At 53.4% G+C, this 23309-nt stretch carries 17 protein-coding genes; 6 read left to right on the top strand and 11 right to left on the bottom strand.

Annotated features, from left to right (window positions below; translation table 11 throughout):
- Positions 1–113 precede the first annotated feature (113 nt).
- The 3 genes from SH287x_RS15705 to SH287x_RS15695 form a co-directional block, all read right to left on the bottom strand.
- On the bottom strand, positions 114–1241 hold the full coding sequence (locus SH287x_RS15705; RefSeq protein WP_479515327.1) for a peroxiredoxin family protein: 1128 nt from the start codon (positions 1239–1241) through the stop codon (positions 114–116).
- Between the two features lie 578 nt (positions 1242–1819).
- The gene (locus SH287x_RS15700; RefSeq protein WP_479515326.1) at positions 1820–4297 is read right to left on the bottom strand and encodes a DUF4159 domain-containing protein; all 2478 of its coding nucleotides are present in this window, start codon (positions 4295–4297) and stop codon (positions 1820–1822) included.
- 179 nt (positions 4298–4476) lie between these two features.
- On the bottom strand, positions 4477–4788 hold the full coding sequence (locus SH287x_RS15695; RefSeq protein ID WP_479515325.1) for a hypothetical protein: 312 nt from the start codon (positions 4786–4788) through the stop codon (positions 4477–4479).
- Between the two features lie 141 nt (positions 4789–4929).
- Between SH287x_RS15695 and SH287x_RS15690 the strand changes: the two genes are divergently transcribed.
- From SH287x_RS15690 to SH287x_RS15675, 4 genes are all read left to right on the top strand, one after another.
- Positions 4930–6144: a cofactor-independent phosphoglycerate mutase gene (locus SH287x_RS15690; protein WP_479515324.1), complete on the top strand. Its 1215-nt coding sequence runs from the start codon at positions 4930–4932 to the stop codon at positions 6142–6144.
- 445 nt (positions 6145–6589) lie between these two features.
- Positions 6590–7522 carry a sulfurtransferase gene (locus SH287x_RS15685; RefSeq protein WP_479515323.1) on the top strand — a complete coding sequence of 311 codons (933 nt, stop codon included), beginning with the start codon at positions 6590–6592 and terminating at the stop codon, positions 7520–7522.
- Between the two features lie 29 nt (positions 7523–7551).
- Positions 7552–8508 (top strand): inorganic phosphate transporter, encoded by a 957-nt coding sequence (locus SH287x_RS15680; RefSeq protein ID WP_479515322.1) that lies wholly within the window; start codon positions 7552–7554, stop codon positions 8506–8508.
- Between the two features lie 202 nt (positions 8509–8710).
- On the top strand, positions 8711–9979 hold the full coding sequence (locus SH287x_RS15675; protein ID WP_479515321.1) for an RluA family pseudouridine synthase: 1269 nt from the start codon (positions 8711–8713) through the stop codon (positions 9977–9979).
- A 140-nt stretch (positions 9980–10119) separates the two neighbouring features.
- Here the strand turns inward: SH287x_RS15675 and trxA are convergent, their stop codons facing one another.
- The gene (trxA, locus tag SH287x_RS15670; RefSeq protein ID WP_479515320.1) at positions 10120–10449 is read right to left on the bottom strand and encodes a thioredoxin; all 330 of its coding nucleotides are present in this window, start codon (positions 10447–10449) and stop codon (positions 10120–10122) included.
- A gap of 430 nt (positions 10450–10879) precedes the next feature.
- Here trxA and SH287x_RS15665 point away from each other — a divergent pair, with 430 nt between their 5' ends.
- A complete protein-coding gene (locus SH287x_RS15665) occupies positions 10880–12892 on the top strand; it encodes a hypothetical protein (protein WP_479515319.1) in 2013 nt (670 codons plus the stop codon).
- Positions 12893–13191: 299 nt separating this feature from the next.
- Here the strand turns inward: SH287x_RS15665 and SH287x_RS15660 are convergent, their stop codons facing one another.
- The 5 genes from SH287x_RS15660 to SH287x_RS15640 all read right to left on the bottom strand — a co-directional run bounded on the left by SH287x_RS15660 (position 13192) and on the right by SH287x_RS15640 (position 20395).
- Positions 13192–14619, bottom strand: coding sequence for an IS1380 family transposase (locus tag SH287x_RS15660; protein ID WP_479514981.1), 1428 nt, complete (start codon positions 14617–14619; stop codon positions 13192–13194).
- A gap of 121 nt (positions 14620–14740) precedes the next feature.
- A complete protein-coding gene (locus SH287x_RS15655) occupies positions 14741–15352 on the bottom strand; it encodes an RloB family protein (RefSeq protein ID WP_479518715.1) in 612 nt (203 codons plus the stop codon).
- Between the two features lie 66 nt (positions 15353–15418).
- Positions 15419–16717, bottom strand: a complete 1299-nt coding sequence (locus SH287x_RS15650; protein WP_479515318.1) for an AAA family ATPase — start codon at positions 16715–16717, stop codon at positions 15419–15421.
- Positions 16718–16937: 220 nt separating this feature from the next.
- The gene (gene lepA, locus SH287x_RS15645; protein WP_479515317.1) at positions 16938–18743 is read right to left on the bottom strand and encodes a translation elongation factor 4; all 1806 of its coding nucleotides are present in this window, start codon (positions 18741–18743) and stop codon (positions 16938–16940) included.
- A gap of 407 nt (positions 18744–19150) precedes the next feature.
- Positions 19151–20395 carry a hypothetical protein gene (locus SH287x_RS15640; RefSeq protein ID WP_479515316.1) on the bottom strand — a complete coding sequence of 415 codons (1245 nt, stop codon included), beginning with the start codon at positions 20393–20395 and terminating at the stop codon, positions 19151–19153.
- Between the two features lie 271 nt (positions 20396–20666).
- Here SH287x_RS15640 and SH287x_RS15635 point away from each other — a divergent pair, with 271 nt between their 5' ends.
- Positions 20667–21158, top strand: coding sequence for a GNAT family N-acetyltransferase (locus SH287x_RS15635; RefSeq protein ID WP_479515315.1), 492 nt, complete (start codon positions 20667–20669; stop codon positions 21156–21158).
- Between the two features lie 254 nt (positions 21159–21412).
- Here the strand turns inward: SH287x_RS15635 and SH287x_RS15630 are convergent, their stop codons facing one another.
- Both SH287x_RS15630 and SH287x_RS15625 read right to left on the bottom strand, forming a co-directional pair.
- Positions 21413–22060 carry an FHA domain-containing protein gene (locus SH287x_RS15630; protein WP_479515314.1) on the bottom strand — a complete coding sequence of 216 codons (648 nt, stop codon included), beginning with the start codon at positions 22058–22060 and terminating at the stop codon, positions 21413–21415.
- Between the two features lie 387 nt (positions 22061–22447).
- Positions 22448–23266, bottom strand: coding sequence for a hypothetical protein (locus SH287x_RS15625; protein WP_479515313.1), 819 nt, complete (start codon positions 23264–23266; stop codon positions 22448–22450).
- Between the last annotated feature and the right edge of the window lie 43 nt (positions 23267–23309).

Here is a 23309-nt window from a genome sequence, read left to right as displayed (position 1 = left end):
AACTTAAGAAGAGGCATTAAAAACCGCAAAGCGATGTTTGTCAAAAACAACAAACATCGCACGCAGATTGCTATTTCAGAGAAAAGCGTGTCCAGGCACTCTCTCTGTTGTTGTTATTTATCGACAGGAACTGTTTCTGGCTCCTGGGGTGTCTTCTCCTTCACTTGTTTCGGAGAGGCCGGCTTGAGTATCGACAAGACCTGGGTCGCTTTTTCCTTATCACCGAGTACCATGTAAAGATAAGTCAGCGAGACAACGGAGTTTTGCTTCACATCCCCAGTTAACTTGGGAATCATGGCTTCCAGTGTGGCTGCTAACTTTTCCAGATAGGCCTTGGGGAGCGGACTCTTCTTGTGAACTTTCTGAACCTGGGCACAGAATCGACCCAGTTCCTTCTGGTTGTTTTCGTAACGAACCAGTAATTCTTCGGCCAATTGCGTCGTTTTATCAGAATCGCCCGCTAATGCGACCGTATAGAGGTTCATCTGAATCAGGCTTTCTTTTAACAAATCCCGTGTGTCGGGTTTGTGAGCATAAGTTTCGTCGACCATGGGCAGTGCCTGATCCAGTTCGCCTTTCTTGACCATTTGAGTGACATTGGCCGTGAATTCCTTGAGATGCTGTGCGTCTTCCCATTCGATTTGAAATGCCTGGCGATCCCATGTCCCCGCGACAATAGCCGCCAATGGTTCATCAATCTTGTAAGGGTGACCGATCCATTCAATAAGCCCCGTTTTCCCAACAACGAAAGCCGTCGGAATCGTGTTGAGGTTGGCGGCATCCATATATGAGCTATAGACCGACTCATCAGGATCAGTTGTTAAACTATAAGCGGAGGTCAGTTCCCGGTAGGTCTTGTCGCTATCCTTTTGCGGCAACTTCTTTTCAAGAAACTTGGTGACTTTTTCTAAAGGCTCGTTGCTGACGCTGATGACCTGGACGTTCTTGCCGGCGTATTTGGTTTGAAGTTCCGCCAGGTGAGGCATCATCCCCACACAAGGCAGGCACCATGTGGCCCAGAACTCCACCACATAGACATGGCCTTCTTCAAACTGAGTGATCTCTGTCCGCCCAGGAGCTGCGGGACTGATCCAGTGCTCGATCTCTAATGATGGAGCAGGGCTGGAGATGGTCAGTTTTTGCTGGGAAGAAACTTTCTCTGGAGTCGTCTCAGCGGCAAACACAGAGACCGAGCGAAACGCTGTCATCAGGCAAATGGCGACGATGGGAAAAGACTTCATTCTGGTTCCTGAGTGATGAGCAAGACTGTTGTGGCGATTTGAAGCGGTTCAATGGGGTGAGACAGAATTCTGGAATCCCTCCCCGCTTTTCAGCAACTCATATTCCTTGAGCCGGCGTGGATCGACTGTTTGCTGGTGCCTCAAAGCAGAAGGTGAAACAACGCAACCCATTGATATAGATTGCGTTGAGTGCAGACAACGAGACTGGGTCAGCAAGGGGGGAATTCTGTGAGAATACGAACTGCAGCAAACGTACACGCGAAGAACTTGCGCGCCTGTGCTCATTTCGCAGGATGACACTGCCTATGAAAGAGACGTCTTTCGCTCGCTTCCGGCCATCCCGTCACCAGACAGGCTTTTACTAATAGGGGACGTTCATCGGACTTTACCCCTTGTATTTTGCGCTTTTTTGAGGGGCGTGTGGGGGCGGTTGTTCATTTGCGTTTGGGGATTATGCCGCCAGATTGGTGGTTGTTAAGGGGTTGATTTTAGTGGTTGGTGAAGTGGGTTGCAGGATCCCAGTCGCGTTGGTGCATTGCGCTGCGCTTCATGCACCCTACATCATTACATAAATATTGCTATGGTTGCGGGTTGGCTAGCTCGGGTGGCAGGGGGATTTCCTGAGAGAGGGCGTGGATGACGAGGTTGATTGCCAGTTTTACGGCATCTTCTGGAATATAGCCTTCGCAACTCACTGTCGATTGCCGCTCCAGTGCGCAGCTGATGTCGTATTTACTATAGATCACTGCCAGTCGGCCATCAATTTCAATGGCTTCTAAATAGGGTTCCGCCTCCAGAACTTGCGAACGTAAAGCTTGCCCTGGGACTGAGGAATTGACTCGCCGCCGGAGCTTGGTGATGTCCTGACCGGATTTCGCGGAAAAAACTTCATGAGTCACTGGAATTCGCGTGAGCGGATGACCGGGGAACGCTTTTTTCATCGCGTCACGGAACGATTCATCGAAGCCTTTCGCACCGCAACAGGCATCAGCCAGCAGTACGCCACCCCGTGAAAGATAGGTTCTTAAACCTTCAATCTCTGGAGGTGAAAGCTCAAAAGTTGTCCGTCCGTGCATATAGATTAATGGATACCGATAGAGATTCGGATCAGAGAGTGGCATTTGCCGAATCTTCGGGTTCGTATTGATGCCAGCAGATTTATCTAACGCGGTTAAAAGATTGCGGACTGCAGCCGGGGCGGCATCCCATTGACCCGAGTGCTGGATTCTGGCAATTTGCAGGAACGAACGCTCAATGCGATCGGTTCTTGCCGCTAGCTGGGCCTGCTCTTGAGAATCGAGTTTATTGGGCGGCTCGCGGCCTGTGGCATAGGCAATGACATTGGTGCCGATTTGCGTGGCGCGAATGATGCGTGCTTTGAAATTGGGATTGCGGGTTTTCGCATCATAGCGGCTCCAGAAATGCCAATAGCATCCGACATCTTCCGGGCAAAAAATCACCGGGGTGCGACAACCTGCATCGACGCCCCATAGCTCGACTCCCTCAGGATCGAGTAAAAATTCACTCCGATAGACCGGATGGTCAAACGTCAGTTTTTTTAAGAGACCTTCGCCGGGAGGAAAGAGGCGGGGAGTTAGTTGTCTGAAGCTTTCTTCAAACGGCCCGCTCTGGCAGCCGGCCACGGCAAAAATAAATCCCCCCTGTTCCACATACTCTTTTAATAATTCGACTTCGGCATCAGTGAAGTTAAGACGATCCTGGCCGGTAATATAAAGAACTGGCGCCTGAGCCATCGAAGCGACGCTTTGGGCCGCCACGGCTTTGGAAAGATCCACTTCCTGCGCGATCAGGAGTTTCGGCCAGAGAGGGCGGCCGCTGAGGTATTCGGTCAAATTGCGGGCATCGCGGGGATGTCGGTTCCAGTCGTCGGTGAGAGTATGTCCTGGCTGGTTCGGATCGGGTGGCCCGAATTTCAACTTGTTAATCAGTACGGGTGACAACCCTTTGGAGAGAAACAGGAGCGCAAAGGCTGTGCCGACAGTGGGTTCGGACTCATAGATACCGACGCCGACCCAGGACCCTTTCCATTGATCCTGGATTTTGAGGAGAAGTTCGGCTCCTTCCCGATACCAGTCATGTTGTCCAAAAAAGCGTTGACCACTGAGACGTCCCGCGCGTTCAACGCCATAGAGATAGTAAAGCAGCCATGTGCCCGAATTGGGATTTCGCCGGGTGGTGAAGCGGGTGGCCAGCCAGCGCAGCCCGCGATCCAGGGCTTCATTGGGTTTGGCGGAGTCACAACAAGGGGGCAATCCATCGGGGCCAATTTTCCCGTCGTCAACCAGCATCTGCTCGACAATGGCCAACGTGGCCACACCGGCTACGGTCATGCTGCCTGTGCTTTCTCCGTCGCCGGTGTAATTCCATCCGCCGTCAGGGTTCTGCTGGCTTGACCAGTGTGTCCGAATGCGTTCCCACGTTTTGCGATCAATCTCCACGCCCGCTTCCGCTGCTTCGCGAAGTCCCAGTACGGCGTATTGCGCGTTGCTGCGGTCTCCTCCCAGATTGATTCCCATGCCAGGAGCGCTATAAGTCCACGAGCCGCTATTGCCTTCGCGAATCTGAGAAGATTCCAGCCGGTGTGCCCAGCGTGTGATTCGGGGAAGATCGTTGTTGGAGCTGTCTTTGGCAGCCACCAACGCCATGATCACCAGAGAGATATCGTAAGTTTGTGAAAGCTCGTCATCTGTCAGTTTTCGCAGATATTGAAGGGCTTTTTTCATTTTGGGATGGCTGGCTTCCATACCCGAATTGAGTAACGCCAGCGTGCAAAGTGCAGAGACTCCGGCGCGATGGCTGAGGTTACCACCGGCATCAAACGAACCATCAGCCTTTTGTTTTGACAGCAGAAATTCGCGGCCGGCATCAATCGCTTCAATGACGCGATGAGCAGTCAGTTCCTGAGCTGCCGCCGTTCCTGCCCACCGATTACCGGGAGCAAATAACCCAAGTCCTGCCGCGGCAATCATCAGGAAGATTTTTGTCAACCGTCGATGTCGCACTCCAGGAGGGAGTTTTGCGTGAGAAGGCCACATGACGGAGTTCCTGAACCTGCCTTGGGATGAAACCGTTCGTGGTCACGATAGCGACCTGTTTCCCAGCGCGGCAAACAGCAGTTGCAACAAAATAAACGGAGAGATCCTGATCTGTAGCGACGAAAGGCGTGCGGTTGGCCGCCGAACATTCCCGAAAGAGCAAGCATTCCCGGAAAGGGTCAAGCGGTCGTTTCCGCACGGGGGTGCGGGGTCACCGCGTTATCAAAGAGATGCTGGTAACCTGCTTTTTCCAGTTGATCACATTCGTAGCGGTGGAGTTTGGTCAGCACATAGACCAACGTGCCCACCACAGCCCCAATCATGGTCAGCATGAAGAAAATGCTCAGCATATAGGCGCGGGGCTGCTCGCTCTGCTGTTCGGCCAGCAGTTTACAGGACGGGCACGCCCAGGCCGAGGTCGACAATGTCGAACTCCACCAGGCAATCGTCATGACCAAAATGGCGAGCTTCTGTCCGGAGGCGCGGCTCATTCGCATCCTTTTCCCTTCTTCGGCTAAACTCCTCTTCAAGAGTATAGCTGTGTCAGGCTTCCTCGCGTAGGTCTTCGTTCACTTTGGTGGTCGACTTCCTGCGAGATGCCAAAATTCACCGAAATTGCGAAAGTTTGTTCCATGAAGCTGGTGCTCGTGATTCCCGATGGCTGCGCCGATGAACCACAGCCATGCCTGGATGGTAAAACTCCGCTCCAGGCCGCCCAGGTTCCCCATATGGATGAGGTCGCCCGCCTGGGGGTCGTGGGTGAAGCCGACCATGTCCCGCTGCCGTTGCCATCGGGAAGCGACGTGGGCACGATGAGCCTGTTTGGATATGACCCCCTGTTGTTCCACACAGGCCGGGCACCTCTCGAAGCAGCGGCTCAGGGGATTTCGCTGGAAGCGGAAGACTGGTGCGTGCGCTGCAATCTTGTAACCACCAGCGATGGAGTGATGAAAAGTTTTACTGCGGGACAGATTCCCAGTGAGTTGGCTGCGTCACTGCTCAAAGAGATGCAGGCGGCACTTCCTAAGGATTCCCCCTGGGAGTTTTTTCCCGGCGTCAGTTACCGCAATTTATTGAAGTTTCACGGACAAGGGCGTCCCGCTCCGTTCGATCAGAGCACACAGACCACGCCTCCTCACGATGTGACCGACCAGCCTTTTGCTCCTCACCTTCCTCATAGCAAAGGGGCACAGGAACTCCTGCAACTGATGGAATGGAGCAAATCGTTCTGCCAGCAGCATGCCGGAAATCTGGCGAGGGGAGAATCAGCCGCGACTCAAATCTGGCTCTGGGGACAAGGGCAACGGCCGGCCCTGGAAGCTTTTACTTCCAAGTATGGGCCAAAGGGGGCTGTTATTACCGCGGTGGATCTGCTTCGCGGTATTGGCCGATTGATTGGCTGGGATGTGATTGAAGTGCCGGGTGCGACTGGCTATCTCGATACCGATTACCGTGCCAAAGGCGCCTATGCGATCGACGCCCTGAAGAACGGAATGGAACTGGTTGTTGTGCATGTCGAGGCGACCGATGAGGCGTCTCATGAAGGACACGCCCATGAAAAGGTCAAAGCCCTGGAAGAGATTGACCGGCATATTGTCGGGCCAGTCCATGAGTATTTGAAATCACAGGGCGAGTACCGTTTGCTGGTCTGTCCGGATCATCCGACGTTCCTCCGAACAAAAACACATAGTCATGGCTACTCGCCGTTTGCACTCTGCGGCACCCGGGTTCCCCAGGATTCTGCCAGCACTTATGACGAAATCGAAGCCGCGCAGGTTGGAAAACGACTGGCCCGCGGCTGCGACTTAATGAGCCTGCTCGTTAAAGGCTTACCGTCATCTACGTAGAGGGCATGCCAATGCGCCAGTAATACTGAAGCGCGGATAGTTAAATGCCCCTCACTCCAACCTTTCCCGGAAGCGTGGCCTTCTGGCGGCGTAAGCCCCATGCGTAGATAAACAACTGACTTTCATACGCCGCCCCGAACCCCGCAAGGGGGCCGAGTGAGGGGGGCGTGGCTCTCGGTGAAGGGGAGCACGTTGCTGTCAATGAGGGGTTTTCTATAGTCTGTGGACGTTGTCTGTAGCCTGTAGAGAACGGATGGTTCATAAGACCCTCACCCCGGCCCCCGCCAGCGGGAGAGGGAGTCATCAAACCTTCACCCGGAAGCCTGCTCTCTGGCGGCGTAGCTCTAATGGTTGTAAGATTGTTAGAGCATTGTAGACTCCTCGAATCGCTGGTGCATGACAACACCTGCAAGAATGGACACCTCAAGAACGGATAGAGCACTCGATGAGAAGCCTGCTCCTGCTGATTGCCCTGGTCGGGATGATTCAACCCGTCTGCGCCGAGATTGGAATCGTCTCACCTGAACAGGCCCAGGCGTTAATTGCTCATGCTGACCCGGCAAAACGGCCCATCGTGCTGGATACTCGCGGAGGCTACAAAGATTACTTCCGGGGGCATCTCCCCACAGCGCATCATCTCAATTTCGATACATTGCGCGGAACAGATCGTGGAGTCCCCGTTCAGTACCTGCCAGACGAATTAACCAAAGCATTACTCGTGCGAGCAGGCGTCGATCGCAACCGGACTCATATTATCTATGCTACGGGTGAGCAACTTCCCAATGACGAGATCCTGAGCGCCAGCATGGTGGCGTATGTCCTTGAGAAATTTGGTGTGCAAGACATTCTTATTGTCGATGGTGGTCTTCCCGCCTGGAAGGCAGCCAAGCTTCCCGTCACACAGGAATACTATGGCAACGCCCCTGGAACGTTACCTGAGCAGGGATCCCCGGAGATTGCGTTGAATGTGAACGACGTGCTGGCTCGCAAGGGGCAACCGGGAGTCGTGCTCGTGGATGCCCGTCCGAAGAATGAGTATCTGGGCGACGATGATATCTGGGTGCGAAAGGGGCATATCCCTGGGGCGATCAGCTTCCATTGGGCCAGACTCATGAATGATAGCAACACCCATCAGTTCAAGCCGTTTGCTCAAGTCAAGAGCGAGTTGGAAGCTGCGGGGCTGACTCCCGATAAGGAGATTCTGGTCTACTGCGGCACTTCACGGGAAGGGAGCCTGCTGAGGTTCTATCTCAAACATGTTGCTAAATATCCCAATGTGCGTCTCTATGAAGGTTCATGGAAAGAATATGCGTCGATGAAGCAGCTTCCCGCCGAGTTGCAAGAACATGTGGCAGCGACTCCTGCCGGCAAAAGATAAGCATGACTTGAATCTCTCAGGAAGATCTCATGCTGATGGTGTTGCTGATTCTGGCGGTGGGTTTTGTTGCGTTCACGAATGGTGCGAATGCCAACTTCAAAGGAGTTGCGTCGCTCTATGGGAGCGGCACAACCACTTTGCGTCAGGCTCTCTACTGGGGGACTGCGACGACGTTTGCAGGTTCGATAGCCGCCGCCTTTCTGACGGAAGGCCTGCTCCAATCGTTTAGTGGCAAAGGGATTGTGCCTGATGCGCTGGTGCAGTCGCCGTCGTTTTTAAGTGCCGTTGCTTTGGGGGCTGCCTTGACCAGTTTTCTGGCGACGCGACTGGGATTTCCCGTCTCAACAACTCACGCACTTGTGGGCGCTTTATTTGGGGCGGGGCTGGCGGGAAGTGGCTCGAATGTGCAGTTGGCGGCTCTGGGGAAGAATTTCCTGTACCCGCTGTTTTTCAGTCCAGCCATTGCCATTGTGCTGGGCGGAGCTGTTTATCTGATTCTCAAAAGGATGAGGCTGGCTCCGGATCATCGGACTCGGACGCTGGATTTTCTGCATTTTGCCAGTGCGGGGGCAGCCAGCTTTGCAAGGGGATTAAACGATACTCCCAAAATGGTGGCTTTGCTGCTGATTGTTCCAGGCTTGCATCTTCATTGGGGTTATCTGGGAGTCGGTGTGTTGATGGCCTTGGGTGGGTTACTCGATGCCGATCGCGTGGCAGAAACACTGGGTAAGAAGGTGACGGCAATGAATCCCGGTCAAGGGTTTGCCGCCAGCCTGACGACCGCCGGCCTGGTGACCACTGCCAGCTTTCATCACCTTCCCGTTAGCACGACTCATGTGAGTGTGGGGTCATTACTGGGGATCGGCATAACGACTCACCAGGCACGCTGGCGAACCGTAGGAGAAATCTTACTGGCCTGGATAAGCACGGTTCCAGTGGGGGCACTGCTGGGGGCGTTCGTCTATACGATTCTTTCCCGCTTGTAAGGGGTGCTGGTTGTTGAGACGAATTGACTGCGTGTCTCCATGGGCATGAGTCAACTTCCGGCGAGAATCTGGAACATTCTTGCGAAGCGGGTCTGGAGACGCGCTCTGGAAAGAGTTTCTGGCTACCATGCAGGGTTCGCGGTTTTCATCGCCGTGAATTGTGCCTCTGGTCTTTGGAAATGATTGCGTCTGGAAAATGACTGTGCCTGCTCCTATTGTGCTGGTTCCGACTGTTGTTGATGCGTCTCTTGTTGGACAAACTGTGGCGGCTGGTCTGCGGAAGTTGCTTCCCGATCTGAGCTGGAGTGTGATCCACAAATTGCTGGAACAGCGCCGTGTGCTGACCAATCAATTTCCCTGCATCGATGGTGCCCGCCGACTGTCTGAACGCGATGAAATTGAAGTGTTGATCGTCCCCGCGCCACTAGCTCCCGATGAAAATCATGTGGAGCTGATTTATGTCGATGAGGCACTTGTAGTGGCGTTCAAGCCCTCTGGTATGGTGACGGAACGTCGGCATGATGACTTGCCAAACTCGCCCATGCTTCGCTGGCAGGAATTAACGCTCGATGAAGCGGTCAGTATTAAATTGATGGGAGGTCGACCGTTTTCCGCAGGGGGAGTTCCCCACAATAAAATGCGTCCCGGCCCACGCGGCAACGACCGGCCATTTTCGGGACGCAATGAAGGAAATCGATTTTCATCATCTCGCTCGCAGCCTTCAAAGAAGCCCGCGTTTTCCACCAAGGCGCCCCCTTGTCATGTTCGAGCCGCTCATCGACTTGATCGCCAGACCAGCGGATTAGTGGTGCTCACGAGGACTCCTGAAGCCGCCAGATCGCTATTAATTCAGTTCAAGTCACACGACATCCTGCGCGAGTATGAAGCGCTGGCTTGGGGGCATCTCTCTCCAAGGCGGATGGTGACGGAGCTGGCGCGTGATCGCGGCGACGGGCTTCGTGGCAGTGCCGGCGAAACTCATCCAGAACACCCCTCGCGCCCGATGATCTCCAGCCAGGCGAGTCATCCCACAAGTCAGCGAAAAGGGAAGTCGCAGGTCGCCATCACTAATGTGGTGGCTTGCCAGTCGGGACTGCTCCAGCTTGACGAATCACCTTCACTACCGGCCAGCCGCGTGACGTGCCGATTGGAAACAGGCCGAACGCACCAGATTCGAATTCATCTTTCCGAGGCTGGGCATGCGATTGTGGGAGACTTTGTTTATGGCGAACGTTCTGCGTTTCGTCCGCCTCGGCTGTTTCTTCATTCTCGCCAATTAGGGTTCTTGCATCCGGTCACCAACCGTCATGTGGAGTATATGGCCCCCTGGTCGAATGAGGATCAGGCCTGGATGGAGGCCCATTTCATTCATACGCCAAGGGAGACAGCCGTGGTGACGGAATTGTCGCAAGATTTGTCGTCTGATGTCTCTGGTTCAGGTGTCTCTGGTTCTTCTGCCACCGAATCCTGAACATCGAAATAACAGCGAGCGATAACGACCAGTGGCTCATCATCAGGAGAGATGACGAGCCACCGGGTTTGTTCACAGTCGGTGAAACGTCAGGCGTGATTGGCTGGCTTGTGGGCCAGGCCGCTAATACCAAGTGCCGCTTAGAGGTTCGTGGTAATCGAGCCAGCGAGTTTGGCCTTGGGAACGACGCCAACAAACTTGTCGACGATAATGCCACCCTTGAACACCAGGATGGTGGGGATGGAACTGATCCCGTGCATCGAAGGGACGCGTGGGTTTTCGTCGGTGTTCAGCTTGCCGATCTTGACCTTGCCGGCGTATTCGGTGGCGAGTTCATCAATCGTTGGGCCAAGCATACGGCAAGGGCCGCACCAGGGAGCCCAGAAATCAACGAGGGTCAACGAACCACTGTCCAACACTTCGGATTGGAAGTTCGCATCGGTAATTTCAACTACGTTGTCGCCAGCCATTTCATTCATCCTTTCAGATAACCGGCTGCGTCAAAGCAAACCGGCGTTTCGGCTTTCACATGGGCCGATTTTTCATAACACTCACCTGCCATCGATGACCACATGGAAGGAATCGTCGATCGTGAGAGAGTCTCACACGATGGCGTGCCTTGTGGCCACGTTTCACCAAGTCATCACCTAAAGACCATGACATGGGGCAGAAAGAACAAGTTCACTTATCGTTTTAACATTCTCTGGGGAATAAAGCATTTCCTGCCATCGGCAGGTGCTTTTTCCTCAGAGCCTTGTCAAGTATAGGGTTACCACAAATACTGTCAATTCGCCAACCTTCCCGTCCTTGAAGGGAAATCGCGACTGATCTGAGTCTCTTTCCGATTGGCTCCACTGACTCCACATTATTCAGTACACGTTTGACGGGAAAATCTTACGCATGCCGGCGGCTTCCCCTTCAAAATCTGCGCGTCAGGTGACTGGCCGCCCTACCAGCGATCCGTCGATAACCAGCGACCGGCGAAAAAATGTCGGGCTGGCGATCGTCTGGCTGATTCTTCTGATGGTGTCGATAGCGGCTGGTCTGGATTTTCTGGTGGAGACCTGGCAACCCAACCTGGCACTTCTGCAAGCGGGCCTGCTGCTGATCCTGCCGCTAGTCGTGCAGGTGAGAGAACCGGGGGCAGAGATCACGTCTACTACTGGTCAACGCTTACCAAAAGTCAGCTCAACGGATTCAACAAAAGAGACGCCGCGAAAAGAACTTTCACTGGCGATGAGTCAGGGACTGCTAGCAACCATTGCTTTCGTATTTATTGCCAGCTTTGGCATGCCTCTGTTAGGGACACCTCCTTCTTATCACGATGAATATAGCTATCTCTTTGAAGCCGAGACGATGGCGAAGGGAGCCTGGACGGCACCAGCCGCACCGATCTTTCCGGCACTCTTCGATCAGGTGCATGTCCTCAACGAAGGAACGGCAGACAGCGGGCGAATGGCCAGTCGCTATTATCCGGGAACCAGCCTATGGATGCTTCCCTGGTTAATCACCGGATTGCCAATACTGGGGCATTGGGTCGCTCAGATCTGGCTAGTGCTGGCGATTCATCTGTTGGGCCGTGAATTGAATGTTCCGCGAGCCGGTTTCATGGCGGCACTGCTGCTGGCGATGTCGCCTGGGCTGGCCACTTTCGGCAACCTGCTGTTGTCTCATCATCCCACGCTGGCAGGCTTGGCACTCTTCTGGTTATTTATCTGCCGCTGGCTGAGAAGACTTCATCCTGCGGAGGCCTTTGTGGCCATGACTGGTTTGGCGTTCGCGATGCTATGTCGACCTGCCACCGCGTTCGCCGTGGGGCTGCCTTTTGCCCTGCCGGTTTGTGCCTGGATTGTGTCATCAAAGACATTGCGGATCAGGCCAATGGTTGAACCACTTCCTGCCAGTTTGAGGCAACGATTAATAACTATCGTCGCTTTTACAGGGCCACTAATTCTGGGATGGGGCGTGATGCTGTCATATAATCATGCCACAACGGGGGCATTCTGGCAGTCGCCCTATCAGCTCTATACTTCGGTCTATACCCCGCGGCATGTGTTTGGCTTTGAAAACGGCACTCGGGGTGATCTCTCGACCAGTCCTAAAATCTGGGAAGACTATGACCAGTGGGCCGAGAATTTGACGCTCCCTCTCGCCGTTCAGAATGTGGCCATCCGACTGGCGGCCAGTTTCTTTTGGACGTTTGACCCGCTGATGGCGCTGGCATCGCTCCTGTTGGTCTGGTTCTGGTGGCCAGCCCGTGTCGCGCGCGAGTCGTCTCCAGGTCGAGTATTGAGTGAAGAAGAAAAGTCGTCATCGGTTGACCGTCGGTGGTGGTGGCTGTTCGCAGGGATTTTTACATTACATTTGATGCACTTTCCTTACTGGTATGCGGGGATTATGGGATGGCATTACACCTTTGAAACGGCCCCATTATGGGCGCTGGCGATGGGTTTGATGGTGGTGGCGCTGTGGGATCATTGGGCACGTCTGCATCGACCTGTGGCAAGGCAGTGGTTGTTGGTGATGCTGGTGCTGGCGTGGTTGGGGGCCAATGTTTCTGTTCCGGGAGTGTGGACAGGTCGCCGGGAGTTGGCTTATGGCTCGATTGAATTTCCTAAAGTCCGTGTCTATCAAGCCGTTGACGACTGGTTAGCCCGCTCTCTCCCAGATGAGCCGGCGATCGTGCTTTTCGAGCAGAGTCCGGGTGAAATCGCGATTGACCATGTCACCAACACTCCCGGCTGGACGGATAAAGTCATTCGCGGGAGATACCGCCCCCAGATCTTTGACGCTTCTAATCCGGAGGAGATTAAACGATTAGCAGCTGCATTTCCGGGCCGCAGCCTCTGGTACGCCGATCCTCAAAAGCAAAGACTCATCCCCTTCAGCTCCGAACATCCGCTTGTATTATAGGTGATGAAAAAACGGTCGGTGAGGCTGGTGCGTCATGTACACGCCCGCAAGGGCTAGCCCGGATATCTCACCAGGGCGTGGGGGTGGTGTTTTTTTGCTGGTTGGTAATCGGTTGGAGGGCTGGTGGGGGCCGATCGTTGGGGATTTCGTGATCGCGGAGCGGAATTGCAACGGATTTCCGGCGGGTTCATGGTTTTTTACTCTGCTCAGCGCAGAACTTCTCCCCGCTCTTCGCTGTCGAAACAGGTCTTCGACCGAAGAGGCCTTGGCAAACTCCTGATTTCTAAGCCATAGGCTGGTTACACTCGCAGAGGTGTCCGTTCCTGACGCCGGAGGTTGCCAAGGATCTCTCGGAACAGCGCCTGATACGGATACGCCTGCGACAACGACAGCACCACCCGTCGCACACTCACACTGATTCGTCCACCGATCTTGAGCAGCCTGGCCCGAATCGTGTTGACCTGAGCTGTCGCCAGCGACGTGCCTTTCAGGCCGAACTCCTTGAGCGCTTTATGCAGCACATACGCCATGGTCGAGAACAGCACCCGCAACTGATTACTGCGCATGGCGTGGGTACTCGTGCGGTCGGCGAACAGGAACAACTGCTGTTCTTTAATCCGGTTCTCCATCTCGCCGCGAGCACAATACAGATCCTCGTATAGCGGCCGGGCAGCCATGCGTCTTTCCGGCAGACTCGTCACCACGAACCGGGGGTTGCTCCCTTTCGATAAGTGCTCAGCCTTGCCCACCACCCGGCGGGCCTGCGACCAGCTTTTCCGGGTGCGATACTCAAAGTCTTTGAACACCCGGGAAGAGGCCTGAGTCTGCTCGAACAGAGCTTGCGCCTCGTGCAATTCTTTCCCGATGATGTTCAGCAATCTCTTGTTCTTGGCCAGGCCGAAGACATAATCCACGCGGTTTTGTTCACACCAGTGCAGGATCGCTTCGCGACAGAAGCCGCTGTCGCCACGCACAATGATCCGCACCTGAGGCCAGGCAGCACGCAGCTTGGGAACGATCTTCGCCAAGACCTCCACGGTGCCCGCACAGGCGTCGATATTCGAGGGTTTGAGTAAGGCCAGGAGCGGCCAGCCATCACAAAAACAGTACAGCGGCAGGTAGCAATAATTCTGGTAGTACCCGTGAAAGAACTTGCCAAGCTGATCGCCGTGAATGGGGTTGTCTGTGGCGTCGAAGTCGAGAATCAGTTCTGGCGGTACGCACAGTTTGGCCTTCATCCGAATGAAGATATCGACCAGCGTTTCCTGCAACTGGTCGATGCTGGCGACAATCTTCTTGTAGCGACTTTTCGCACTGGCTCCGGGCGGTGTGAGTTCCAGCCGGTTGAGCGTGCTCTTGCCCGCCAGCGGCTTGCCGTGATCTTGTGGATGGAGGCGATTGTGGCCAGTGATATCCTTTCGTCCACAGAGCAGCGCCAGGAGAGGATCATGGCGAAGTTGTTCGTGATCGTTGAGGTCTTCATACCCCAAAGCCAGCCCCATCACCCGCTGGAGCAGGAGTTCTTCCACGGTGAATTCAATGAGTTCTTCATCGCGATGATCGGTGAAACACCCGGCCAACTGGCGGACGATGCCGAACCGCTCTTCGACTTCGCGGAGTAAGAGCCCCCCGGCATCGGAAGTGATCTTCCCGCCGTCAAAATCAGCGACCACTTCCCGGCGATCGTGGTGCTGAAAGAGCAGCTGCTGCGTGTTACACTCTGTCATGACGAGACGTCCTTGTGCTGGCGTGGTGAGTTGTGTGGTAACAACACTTTACGCAAATCCAGGCGTCTCGTTTATGCTGCGCTGTGAGAAATCCGGGCTAGTCTATTTGTCTAAATAGAATTTATTGCCTCTCAAATGAACGAATTTTGTCCATAAGAAGGTCGAAATCTGTGGAGGGGTTGTGCTCAATGATAAGGCCGCTTTGATTGCTACGCCTTTCCTTCCGATGCTGGCGAGAGTGCTTGATTGCTGTTTCTACTTTCAGGTAAGTCTGAGGGAAAGCATTCATGGATTTTGTGTATGAGGGAATATGCTTTTTCAACTGCTTGACGGCAGCATTTCCGTCAGCAAGCTGTTGCAGATAAGGTTCAAAATGAAGAATGAGCCAGTATTCAAAAGACGGATTGGAAGCCGCGACTTTCATGCCTGATTGCAGGGCGCGATCACAAGCTGCAAGAATATCCTTTCGTCTTTGCCTGTTTTGTGGCCCTTCGGTATCGAAGACCACCCAGATTTCTTCAAATTGGTTTTTGTCGTCATCTGCGCTTTCTTCCAGACGTTTTTCCTGCGCTTTTTTCGCAGCGTCAATCACACTTTTCGGGGACGACCCTTGATGTTCAGCCAGGACAATCATGTTGCGAAGCCGTAAATGATTCTTCCAACCTTGAAGGTAGTCTCGCGCAGACTTCTCGTCTTCCAACGCGATCAGGATCGGGCGGCGCTGCTCGATCATGGGGTTTGGTCGAGTGAACGGCCTTTCTGCCCATTGCTTTTTGGAACTACTTTTTTTGGGCAACTTCTACTCCTGGCTATTCCAAGTCTGAAGGCCAAAATAGTCCTCTGAAAAATAGGGGGCCGCACCATATCGCCCCTTGAGATAGCCTTTCTCAAAGGGATCGTCGTCACGAACATCTTTCACATCTTGAAGTGAATAGAGATTGGTGGCTCCGCCAGGATCTTTCTCTGTGAACCAGATCTGGTCTTTGCGAAAAAGTTTCCCTGATAGCAATGTCGCATCGTGAGTCGAAAAGATGAACTGTGACCCGTTAGGGTTCAGTGCGGGGGCATGGATGATCTTGATTAACTCACGAACGAGTGCAGGGTGGAGTGTTGCACTGAATTCGTCGATCAAGATCAATTCCCCTTTCTGCAAAGCATCATAAAGCGGGAGGAGCATCGAGAAAAAGCGACGAGTTCCTGTCGATTCCTGATGAATGTCAAATTCGATGTTGGTTCCATCAGAGCCGCTATGAATAAATGATGTTTCATAAGACTCTCTAATTGCTACAGCAGGCGAGTTATTGCTATTAGCATCTATGAGATGGCTGGCAGGGTTACGAGAAAAAGGAATTTCTTTTCGAGTCGTCTTCAATCCTGCAATGCCGAAATCTGCGTGCCGAATGACGAGATTACACCAGCCCTGAAATGCTAAATCACTATGTAACCGCCGCGAGGTGTTTTCTTCGATGGCTCGCAGAGATCGTGGCGCAATAGTGGTTCCAATCCTCAGTTGAAAATTTTGAGCCAGCCATTGAGTGACGGGAGCAAGCTGAGGATGCTCCAACACTGCTGCTATAGCCATAAAGGGAGCATCTTCAGACGTTAATCTCTCCAGTACAGCTTTCTGGCCTTTCAGGTATGTCGAATTGAATTTGAAAAGTTGACGATCACGCCGAAATAAGCTTTGTGGTCGACGTTGAGGAAAAGTGATCAACTCTTCCCGAACGATATTTCCATCAACCTCAACGGCAATTTCATAGGCGTACAGGATATCTTCAACGAGAAATCGAACGCGAAAGATTGTTGGCAGACTAGAACATGCGGAATCAAGTTCAAAATAAGGGAGATATTGCCCGGAGGAGAGTCGGCGATTCATGGGAGAATCGAGCAACTCGCTCAGCGAATTCATGGCCTCGAAGAGATTGCTTTTGCCGGAAGCATTGGGACCAAACACGACTGCCGATTTCAATAGCCGAAAATCGTACTTGGGCACCTCAATGGTGTTTTCCATTAAAGCATCTGATTTTGAAGCCACCATGCTGAGGACACGCGGCTCTCGATACGACTTGAAATTTTCGACTGAAAAGTCGACAAGCATGATGAGCCACCCAATTCGACGCTGGTTTTCGAGGAAATCCCCCGAAACAAACACCGAAATTATGAAGCCCAACTCTGTCGCAGCAAGCCCGATTGCCTGCTACGCCTGGGGAATTCGCCAAGAATTACAACATTTCCGGAATAACCAGACAGATTTGCACTTTTTGTCCGGTCTGCAAATGCAGCAGGAATTCATCAAAAAGCGGAGGAAGCGACGGGGGTTAATCGTCGTTTCCTGTGTCCAGCACTGTCAGGAAGGCCTTTTGTGGGATTTCCACGGCGCCGAATTGTTTCATGCGCTTCTTGCCCTCTTTCTGCTTTTCCAGCAGTTTGCGCTTACGGCTGATGTCACCGCCGTAGCATTTGGCGGTCACATCTTTACGCACGGCGGAGATGGTTTCACGGGCAATAATGCGGGCACCCACAGCGGCCTGAATGGGGATCTCGAACTGATGTCGTGAGATCTCTTCCTTGAGCCTTTTGCAGAGTGACCGACCGCGGCGTTCGGCCTGTGAACGGTGGACGATGGTTGAGAGAGCGTCGACACGCTCTCCTTTCACAAGGATGTCCATTTTTACGAGGTCAGCGGCTCGATAGCCAATCACCTCGTAGTTCATTGTCCCATAGCCCTGAGTAATACTTTTCAGCTTGTCGTACATATCGAATACGATTTCTGCCAGCGGCAACTCCCAGACCAATTGGGCACGTTGCGGGCCGAGGAACTCGGTGGTGATATAGACGCCTCGGCGGTCAGCACACATCTGCATGACGACGCCGATCTTGTCGCTGGGCAGAATGAAGGCGACCTTCGCGATCGGCTCGCGGAATTCCTGCACAAAGCCCGCATCAGGGACTTCCTGCGGGTTATCGATAAAGGTTTCTTCGCCGTTCGTGCGAAGGATTTGATAGGTGACGTTGGGAGCCGTCTGGATCAGGTCGACGTTGGCTTCTTTTTCGAGTCGCTGCTGGATGATCTCCATATGGAGCATCCCCAGAAACCCGCAGCGGAAACCGAAGCCGAGAGCCTCGCTGGTATCGGCGGCAAAGCTGAAGCTGGCGTCGTTGAGGCTCATGCGCCCCAGTTCTTCGCGCAAGTGCTCGAAGTCTGAAGCATCGATGGGATACATCCCGCAGAAGACCATCTGCTGTGGAATTTCATACCCTGGCAGCGGCCCCGAAGGACGGCGGAGAAAATCGCAGACGGTATCGCCCACGTGGACGTTGCCCAGCACTTTAATGCCAGTAATGATGTAACCGACCTGCCCAGGCCCCAACTCTTCACAGGGAAGCATATGCGGGCGGAACTGGCCAATTTCAAGAATTTCATGGGCGGTGGCCGCCTTCATGAAGTAGATCTTCTGGCCTTTAGCAATCGTTCCTTCTTTAACGCGGATATAGGTAATCACGCCGCGATAGTGATCGTATTTACTATCGAAGACGAGTGCCCGCAAAGGATCTTCCGGCTTCCCTTTGGGAGCGGGGATCCGTTCAATAATTGCACGAAAGACGTCTTCAATACCGATGCCGGCTTTGGCGGAAACCTTCAGGGCATCGGTTGTATCGAGGCCCACCACGGTCTCGATTTCTTCCATCACTTCAGGAATACGTGTGACGGGTAAGTCGATCTTGTTGAGAACGGGAACAATTTCCAGATCGCAGCCAATGGCTGCATAAGCATTGGCGACGGTCTGAGCCTGGACACCTTGAAAGGCGTCAACCACCAGGAGCGCCCCTTCGCATGCCGCCAGGCTCCGGGAGACTTCGTAGTGAAAGTCCACGTGGCCGGGAGTGTCGATCAGGTTGATCTCGTATTCCTGCCCCTCGAATTGATAGCGAATAGCCACGGCCCGTGCTTTGACGGTGATGCCGCGTTCTCGTTCGACATCGAGATCATCAAGGATCTGCTCACGGAATTCTCGTTGTGTGATGGCCCCGCTCTTGAGCAGGAGTTGATCCGCGAGGGTGCTCTTGCCGTGATCGATGTGGGCGATGATCGAGAAATTACGAATGTTACGCTGGTCGAACATGGACTGCCTGAGCTGATGCGAAGGAAAACTGGACTTATGTGTGCAACCGAATTCACCACAGTGAGTTACGGTATGATTCCCGGAACATTTTCAAATTGTCATGTTGTCTGGGGATGAAATGCCCGGCATGCGATCACGACTCTTCTCTGTTCTTATCTGTTTAGAAGTGTCGCGAGCGCATGACGTGGGGTCAAGCCGTAGCCCTGCGGCAGAGCGCGCATTGCCGTAGAGGCCAGTAATCTCCTCTGTTGAAAGTGGAAAAGGCGAACTTGAGTGATGGATTAAAAACAAGATCCAGAGACGGGAGCCTCTGGATCTTGTTGATCGAAATAACGTATCAATACTTGCATTGCTGTTCGGCGTCATCAGAGCCATTCAGCAGATTCATGGAAAAGTCGATTGACTGTCTACTCGACGTTATTGGCAGGAACCAGTTCGGTCTGGTTACCGTTGAGTTTGCTTTCTGCTCCAACGGTTGTGGCAATTCCTTTGAGTGGGGCACGCTCCTGGTTGGCAATGGCGGTTGATGGCTGGCCTGAGCGTTGACGCAGGATGGTGCGGGCCACAGCTCGCAGATCATCGCCTTCCAATCGCTTCAGGTTGCCCAATTCCAGGAGAGGAGACAGAATTTGGAGTGATTCCGTCACCGATTTTTCAAGGCTGGCAAATTCGATAAACTGTTGACGCATGGCACCCAGGCTTTGAACATGACGACCGATTTCCAGCTCGAAATCGGTGATCAATTCCAGGTTTTCCGCAGCATCTGCCAGCAATTCGGTGCGGCCGGCCATTTCACCGGAGAGACGATCCAATCGTTCGGCGTTGGTTTCCGCTTGGGTGAGGGTCTCCAGTTCATGGATTTTTCTGGAAACAGCCACCAGACGCTGAGCTTCTTTCAGGGATGTTTCGCCGGAAACGGGGAGATTCGCAATTGTTGACTCAAGGTCGATGAGAGTCGTGCTGATTCGCTGTGCCACATCAATCTGGCTGGCGGCATCGAGCAAACCGGTGTTCAACTGGGCGACTTCCTGAGCGATCACTTGTGACTTCTCAAGCTGCTCACTCTGAGAAATGAGATCCTGATTTAATCGAGCCTGCTTTTTTAACACGCCTTCAGTGGCTACCAATTGGTCTTTTTGTGCGATTGTCCAATTCTGGATGGATTCATAGCGTTCCAGCACGCCTGCGGCCGCTGACGTGTTGCGGCCCAGTTGCACCATATCGTTCTGGAGGGTGGCTCCCTGCTGGAAAGCGACCTGAGCTTCTTTAGTCACAGGAGCCAATCCAGCCAGTTCATTGGTTAGTGAGGTCAATTGTGAGAGGCTGTGGTGAGCCGCATCAAATTGACGAGATTCTGTCATCACAGAGCTGTGAAGTTCATTCCACTGACGAAGAGCCAGTTTGGCCGCTGTCAGGTGTTCACGCTGTGCCTTGAGTTCTGTCAGCAGGCTGGTCGTGTATCCGGTGTCGACGGATTCGTTTGTCAGAGTTTCGACCTGGCTTTGGACGGTTTGCAGGCTCCGCTTCAGAGACCCGACTTCCAGTTGCATGGGGCGCGCGACCAGAAAGTGCATTCCGGCCAGACCTGCCACCACTCCCACAATCAACATGGCCCATGCCAGCCGTTGCTGATCCTGAATCTGCTGTTCCATGGCCCGTAATTTACCTTGTTCAGACATATACACAATCACATCTCCGTTGATTAAGAATGAAGACGGACGACTGGGAAGCACAGACCAGTGTCGCCGCTATTGAGGTTGACGGAGGATGTATCGGCAGTTTCTGCCACTGCGGTTGACCGTTTGGCAGATATGCTGAAAGATTAACAATTAGAATGGATGGGTAATTTTGGTCGACTTTGAAAACAGGGTGAGTTTTGTGATATCCGATAGGCGTTAAACTCTGGAAAAAAAGGACTTAGCAATGAACGCGGGATGCGGCTCCCTTGAAGTGCGGCGGGCTGTCCCTGCCGATACGGAAGTGATCGTTCGTTTTAATTTGGCCATGGCCAGGGAGTCTGAATCGCGTCTGCTTGACCCTGAAAGGCTCAAACAGGGAGTTCAGCGAATGATTGGAGAACCCGCACGAGGAGACTACTTCGTGGCTCAGAGACCTGAGGGGGAAGTGGTTGGGCAGTTGATGTGCACGCGCGAATGGAGTGACTGGCGCAATGGTGATTTCTGGTGGGTTCAGAGCGTTTATGTCGTGCCGGAATACCGCCAGCAGGGTGTTTTCCGCGAGCTTTTCAATGCCGTGAGCGAAGCGGCCAGGTCATCACCGCATTGCATCGGATTGCGACTCTATGTCGAGCGGGACAATGCGGTGGCGCAGGCGGTTTATAAAAAGCTGGGCTGGGAAACAACAGATTATCTGATGCTTGAACAGGATTGGTCGAATCAGGATTGTCAGGCTTAGAGGCTATCCGAAAACGCTCAAATCCTTCTCCCTGAGGGAGAAGGTGGCCGCAGGCCGGATGAGGGGATTGGTATTGGCTTTGGAAACACGGCTGGTTCATCAGACCCTCACCCCGGCCCTCTCCCGCAGGCGGGAGAGGGAGTAGTTCCGGATTGCCAAGCTTAGTCTCGCTGGGGACTACTGCATCGTTAAGCCCCAAGATAAAACCGTGACTGGACAGAACCGGGGTTTGGAGAGGCATCCACCAATCAAAATTAACCAAAGCTGTCCGAACCGACGGCCATCATTTCCCGGCTATCATCGCGCCGCTTGGGGCGGTTGCCGGGTAGATCGATTCCTGAATCTTCACCATGATCATTTTGAGCAAACAGATCATTGAAGAGGGGTGGAGAATCGACTTCAAGCGGGGGAAGCGACTTGTCGTCGCGAGATTTCTTCGGGAGAGAGGGGCCGCGAGGCGTGGGATGGAGATTTTCTGCGAAATTCGTGATTTCGACATCACTCTCAGGCATCGACAGCGGGAGTTCCGAACTGACTGGTGATGTTGCAGACGCACGCAATGGAGACGGGATGAGGCCGGCTGTCTGCACTTGTTTGTGATCAACCAGTTGCGGGCGATTGTGCAGCTTGAACCGCACGTCCCCGATCATCACTTCGTCGCCCAATCGCAGGCGATGCTCTTTGCGAATGCGAGCGCCGTTAATCGCGACGCCATTCGTGCTGCCCAGATCACGAATGATCCAGCGATCGTTGACCTGAGCAAAGCAGCAGTGTTTTCGGGACACTTTGCGGCTGTGCGTCAAGACAACGTCACAATCGGCCTGACGACCGACAAGAACAATCGCTTTCTCGAGCGGAACGACAGAACCGCCTTGGTCGAGTGGAATCAGGAAAGCCGGCATGGCATTACCTTAAGCCAACAGGTCAAAACTCCGAGTTGCCCGCCTTGGCACCATATTAAGTTCTAGCGCATCAGGATTCGCTGTGACAGTGGAAATTGGTATTGATTCAAGAAATCCACAGATCTTTCACCGAATGCTCCGCGCATTCATCCCGACAGAAGCATGGCATTTTTACGACAGAATGTCACCTTCTGCGACACACATTCCCTTAGCAATCTGAATGCCAATTGCATCATATCTGACTTGGGAGTCGTTCGTCATCAGGAAAACGGTCACTTCTCTTGTGAAATCTGTGAGAAGTGGACAGGCGGCAACGGCAGATTTGGTTGACCCTGTTGTGAAAGAGCAGTTATTCCCCTCCGATCAATGGCGATTCAAACAGATGCCTCAATCCCTGTTGCCGGCTGGGAGGTGGGGGGCAGGGATCTCATAGAGGCGACTGAGAGCTTGCGTCACAATCCCTTTCCTCTTAATGGATTGTGTTTTTTCTTTATCACCACCTAGCGAGTGACCGAGTCCGCGGAGCGGAATTGAAAGTTCTCCCGAGGGGATCGCGATAGAGGCAATGAACTGCTCCCATCCTGCCTGGAGAATCGATGATAGTCGGCTTCCCTGTCTCTCCAGACTGTCGGCAAAATCATCTACACGTTCACCGTCATAACCCCAATCAATCGCCGTTTCCCGTTTCTTCGAGGAGTTGGCGATCATAACGTCTGTCCAGCGTTCAAGTTGCTGGCGGTAATGATTCACCTGCGTAAAGGTCAGTTTTCGAGTCTCTGGCAGGACATCGGCGACAAAATCGTCAGAATTCGCCTGTTCCATTTGATTTTGGAGGGTTCGATACGTCCAGGTCATCAATTGTTGCTGCGATCTCCATGAGGAGACAATCAGTCGCTCGACCGCGATCAGATCGTCGGTCATCGCTGACTGATGATCGGCCAATGTGGTGGCTGCCCAGACACGCAGCACGGCATCAGTTATGAGAATGTGGGCTGCCAACTCTGCCGGATGTGATTGATCATCCTTTGCGGCAATGGCAGTGACGCGGACGATTTCCGCTTGCCAGGATTTCTGGCAGGCTCGCATCGCCATCCAGACCTGGTCTGTCTGTAATGTCCGCTCGCCCGAAGGCAACAGCGTCCAACGAAGCAGACTGTTCAATAATATGCGATGGCTACTCGCCCGTGCTGAGTCGCTTCCGTTCAACGCATCCCCCTCCTTTCGTTTAGTTCAGAGCTGTTTTTCACTG

The organism is Planctopirus sp. SH287 (assembly GCF_056500625.1).
This window is presented reverse-complemented; position numbering and strand designations above follow the sequence as displayed.

What these genes read in the sequence shown, in the direction of transcription:
- SH287x_RS15705 (WP_479515327.1), bottom strand. Translation starts at nt 1,241, where the DNA reads ATGAAGTCTTTTCCCATCGTCGCCATTTGCCTGATGACAGCGTTTCGC.
- SH287x_RS15700 (WP_479515326.1), bottom strand. Translation starts at nt 4,297, where the DNA reads ATGTGGCCTTCTCACGCAAAACTCCCTCCTGGAGTGCGACATCGACGG.
- SH287x_RS15695 (WP_479515325.1), bottom strand. Translation starts at nt 4,788, where the DNA reads ATGAGCCGCGCCTCCGGACAGAAGCTCGCCATTTTGGTCATGACGATT.
- SH287x_RS15690 (WP_479515324.1), top strand. Translation starts at nt 4,930, where the DNA reads ATGAAGCTGGTGCTCGTGATTCCCGATGGCTGCGCCGATGAACCACAG.
- SH287x_RS15685 (WP_479515323.1), top strand. Translation starts at nt 6,590, where the DNA reads ATGAGAAGCCTGCTCCTGCTGATTGCCCTGGTCGGGATGATTCAACCC.
- SH287x_RS15680 (WP_479515322.1), top strand. Translation starts at nt 7,552, where the DNA reads ATGCTGATGGTGTTGCTGATTCTGGCGGTGGGTTTTGTTGCGTTCACG.
- trxA (WP_479515320.1), bottom strand. Translation starts at nt 10,449, where the DNA reads ATGGCTGGCGACAACGTAGTTGAAATTACCGATGCGAACTTCCAATCC.
- SH287x_RS15665 (WP_479515319.1), top strand. Translation starts at nt 10,880, where the DNA reads ATGCCGGCGGCTTCCCCTTCAAAATCTGCGCGTCAGGTGACTGGCCGC.
- SH287x_RS15660 (WP_479514981.1), bottom strand. Translation starts at nt 14,619, where the DNA reads ATGACAGAGTGTAACACGCAGCAGCTGCTCTTTCAGCACCACGATCGC.
- SH287x_RS15655 (WP_479518715.1), bottom strand. Translation starts at nt 15,352, where the DNA reads ATGATCGAGCAGCGCCGCCCGATCCTGATCGCGTTGGAAGACGAGAAG.
- SH287x_RS15650 (WP_479515318.1), bottom strand. Translation starts at nt 16,717, where the DNA reads ATGCTTGTCGACTTTTCAGTCGAAAATTTCAAGTCGTATCGAGAGCCG.
- lepA (WP_479515317.1), bottom strand. Translation starts at nt 18,743, where the DNA reads ATGTTCGACCAGCGTAACATTCGTAATTTCTCGATCATCGCCCACATC.
- SH287x_RS15640 (WP_479515316.1), bottom strand. Translation starts at nt 20,395, where the DNA reads ATGGAACAGCAGATTCAGGATCAGCAACGGCTGGCATGGGCCATGTTG.
- SH287x_RS15635 (WP_479515315.1), top strand. Translation starts at nt 20,667, where the DNA reads ATGAACGCGGGATGCGGCTCCCTTGAAGTGCGGCGGGCTGTCCCTGCC.
- SH287x_RS15630 (WP_479515314.1), bottom strand. Translation starts at nt 22,060, where the DNA reads ATGCCGGCTTTCCTGATTCCACTCGACCAAGGCGGTTCTGTCGTTCCG.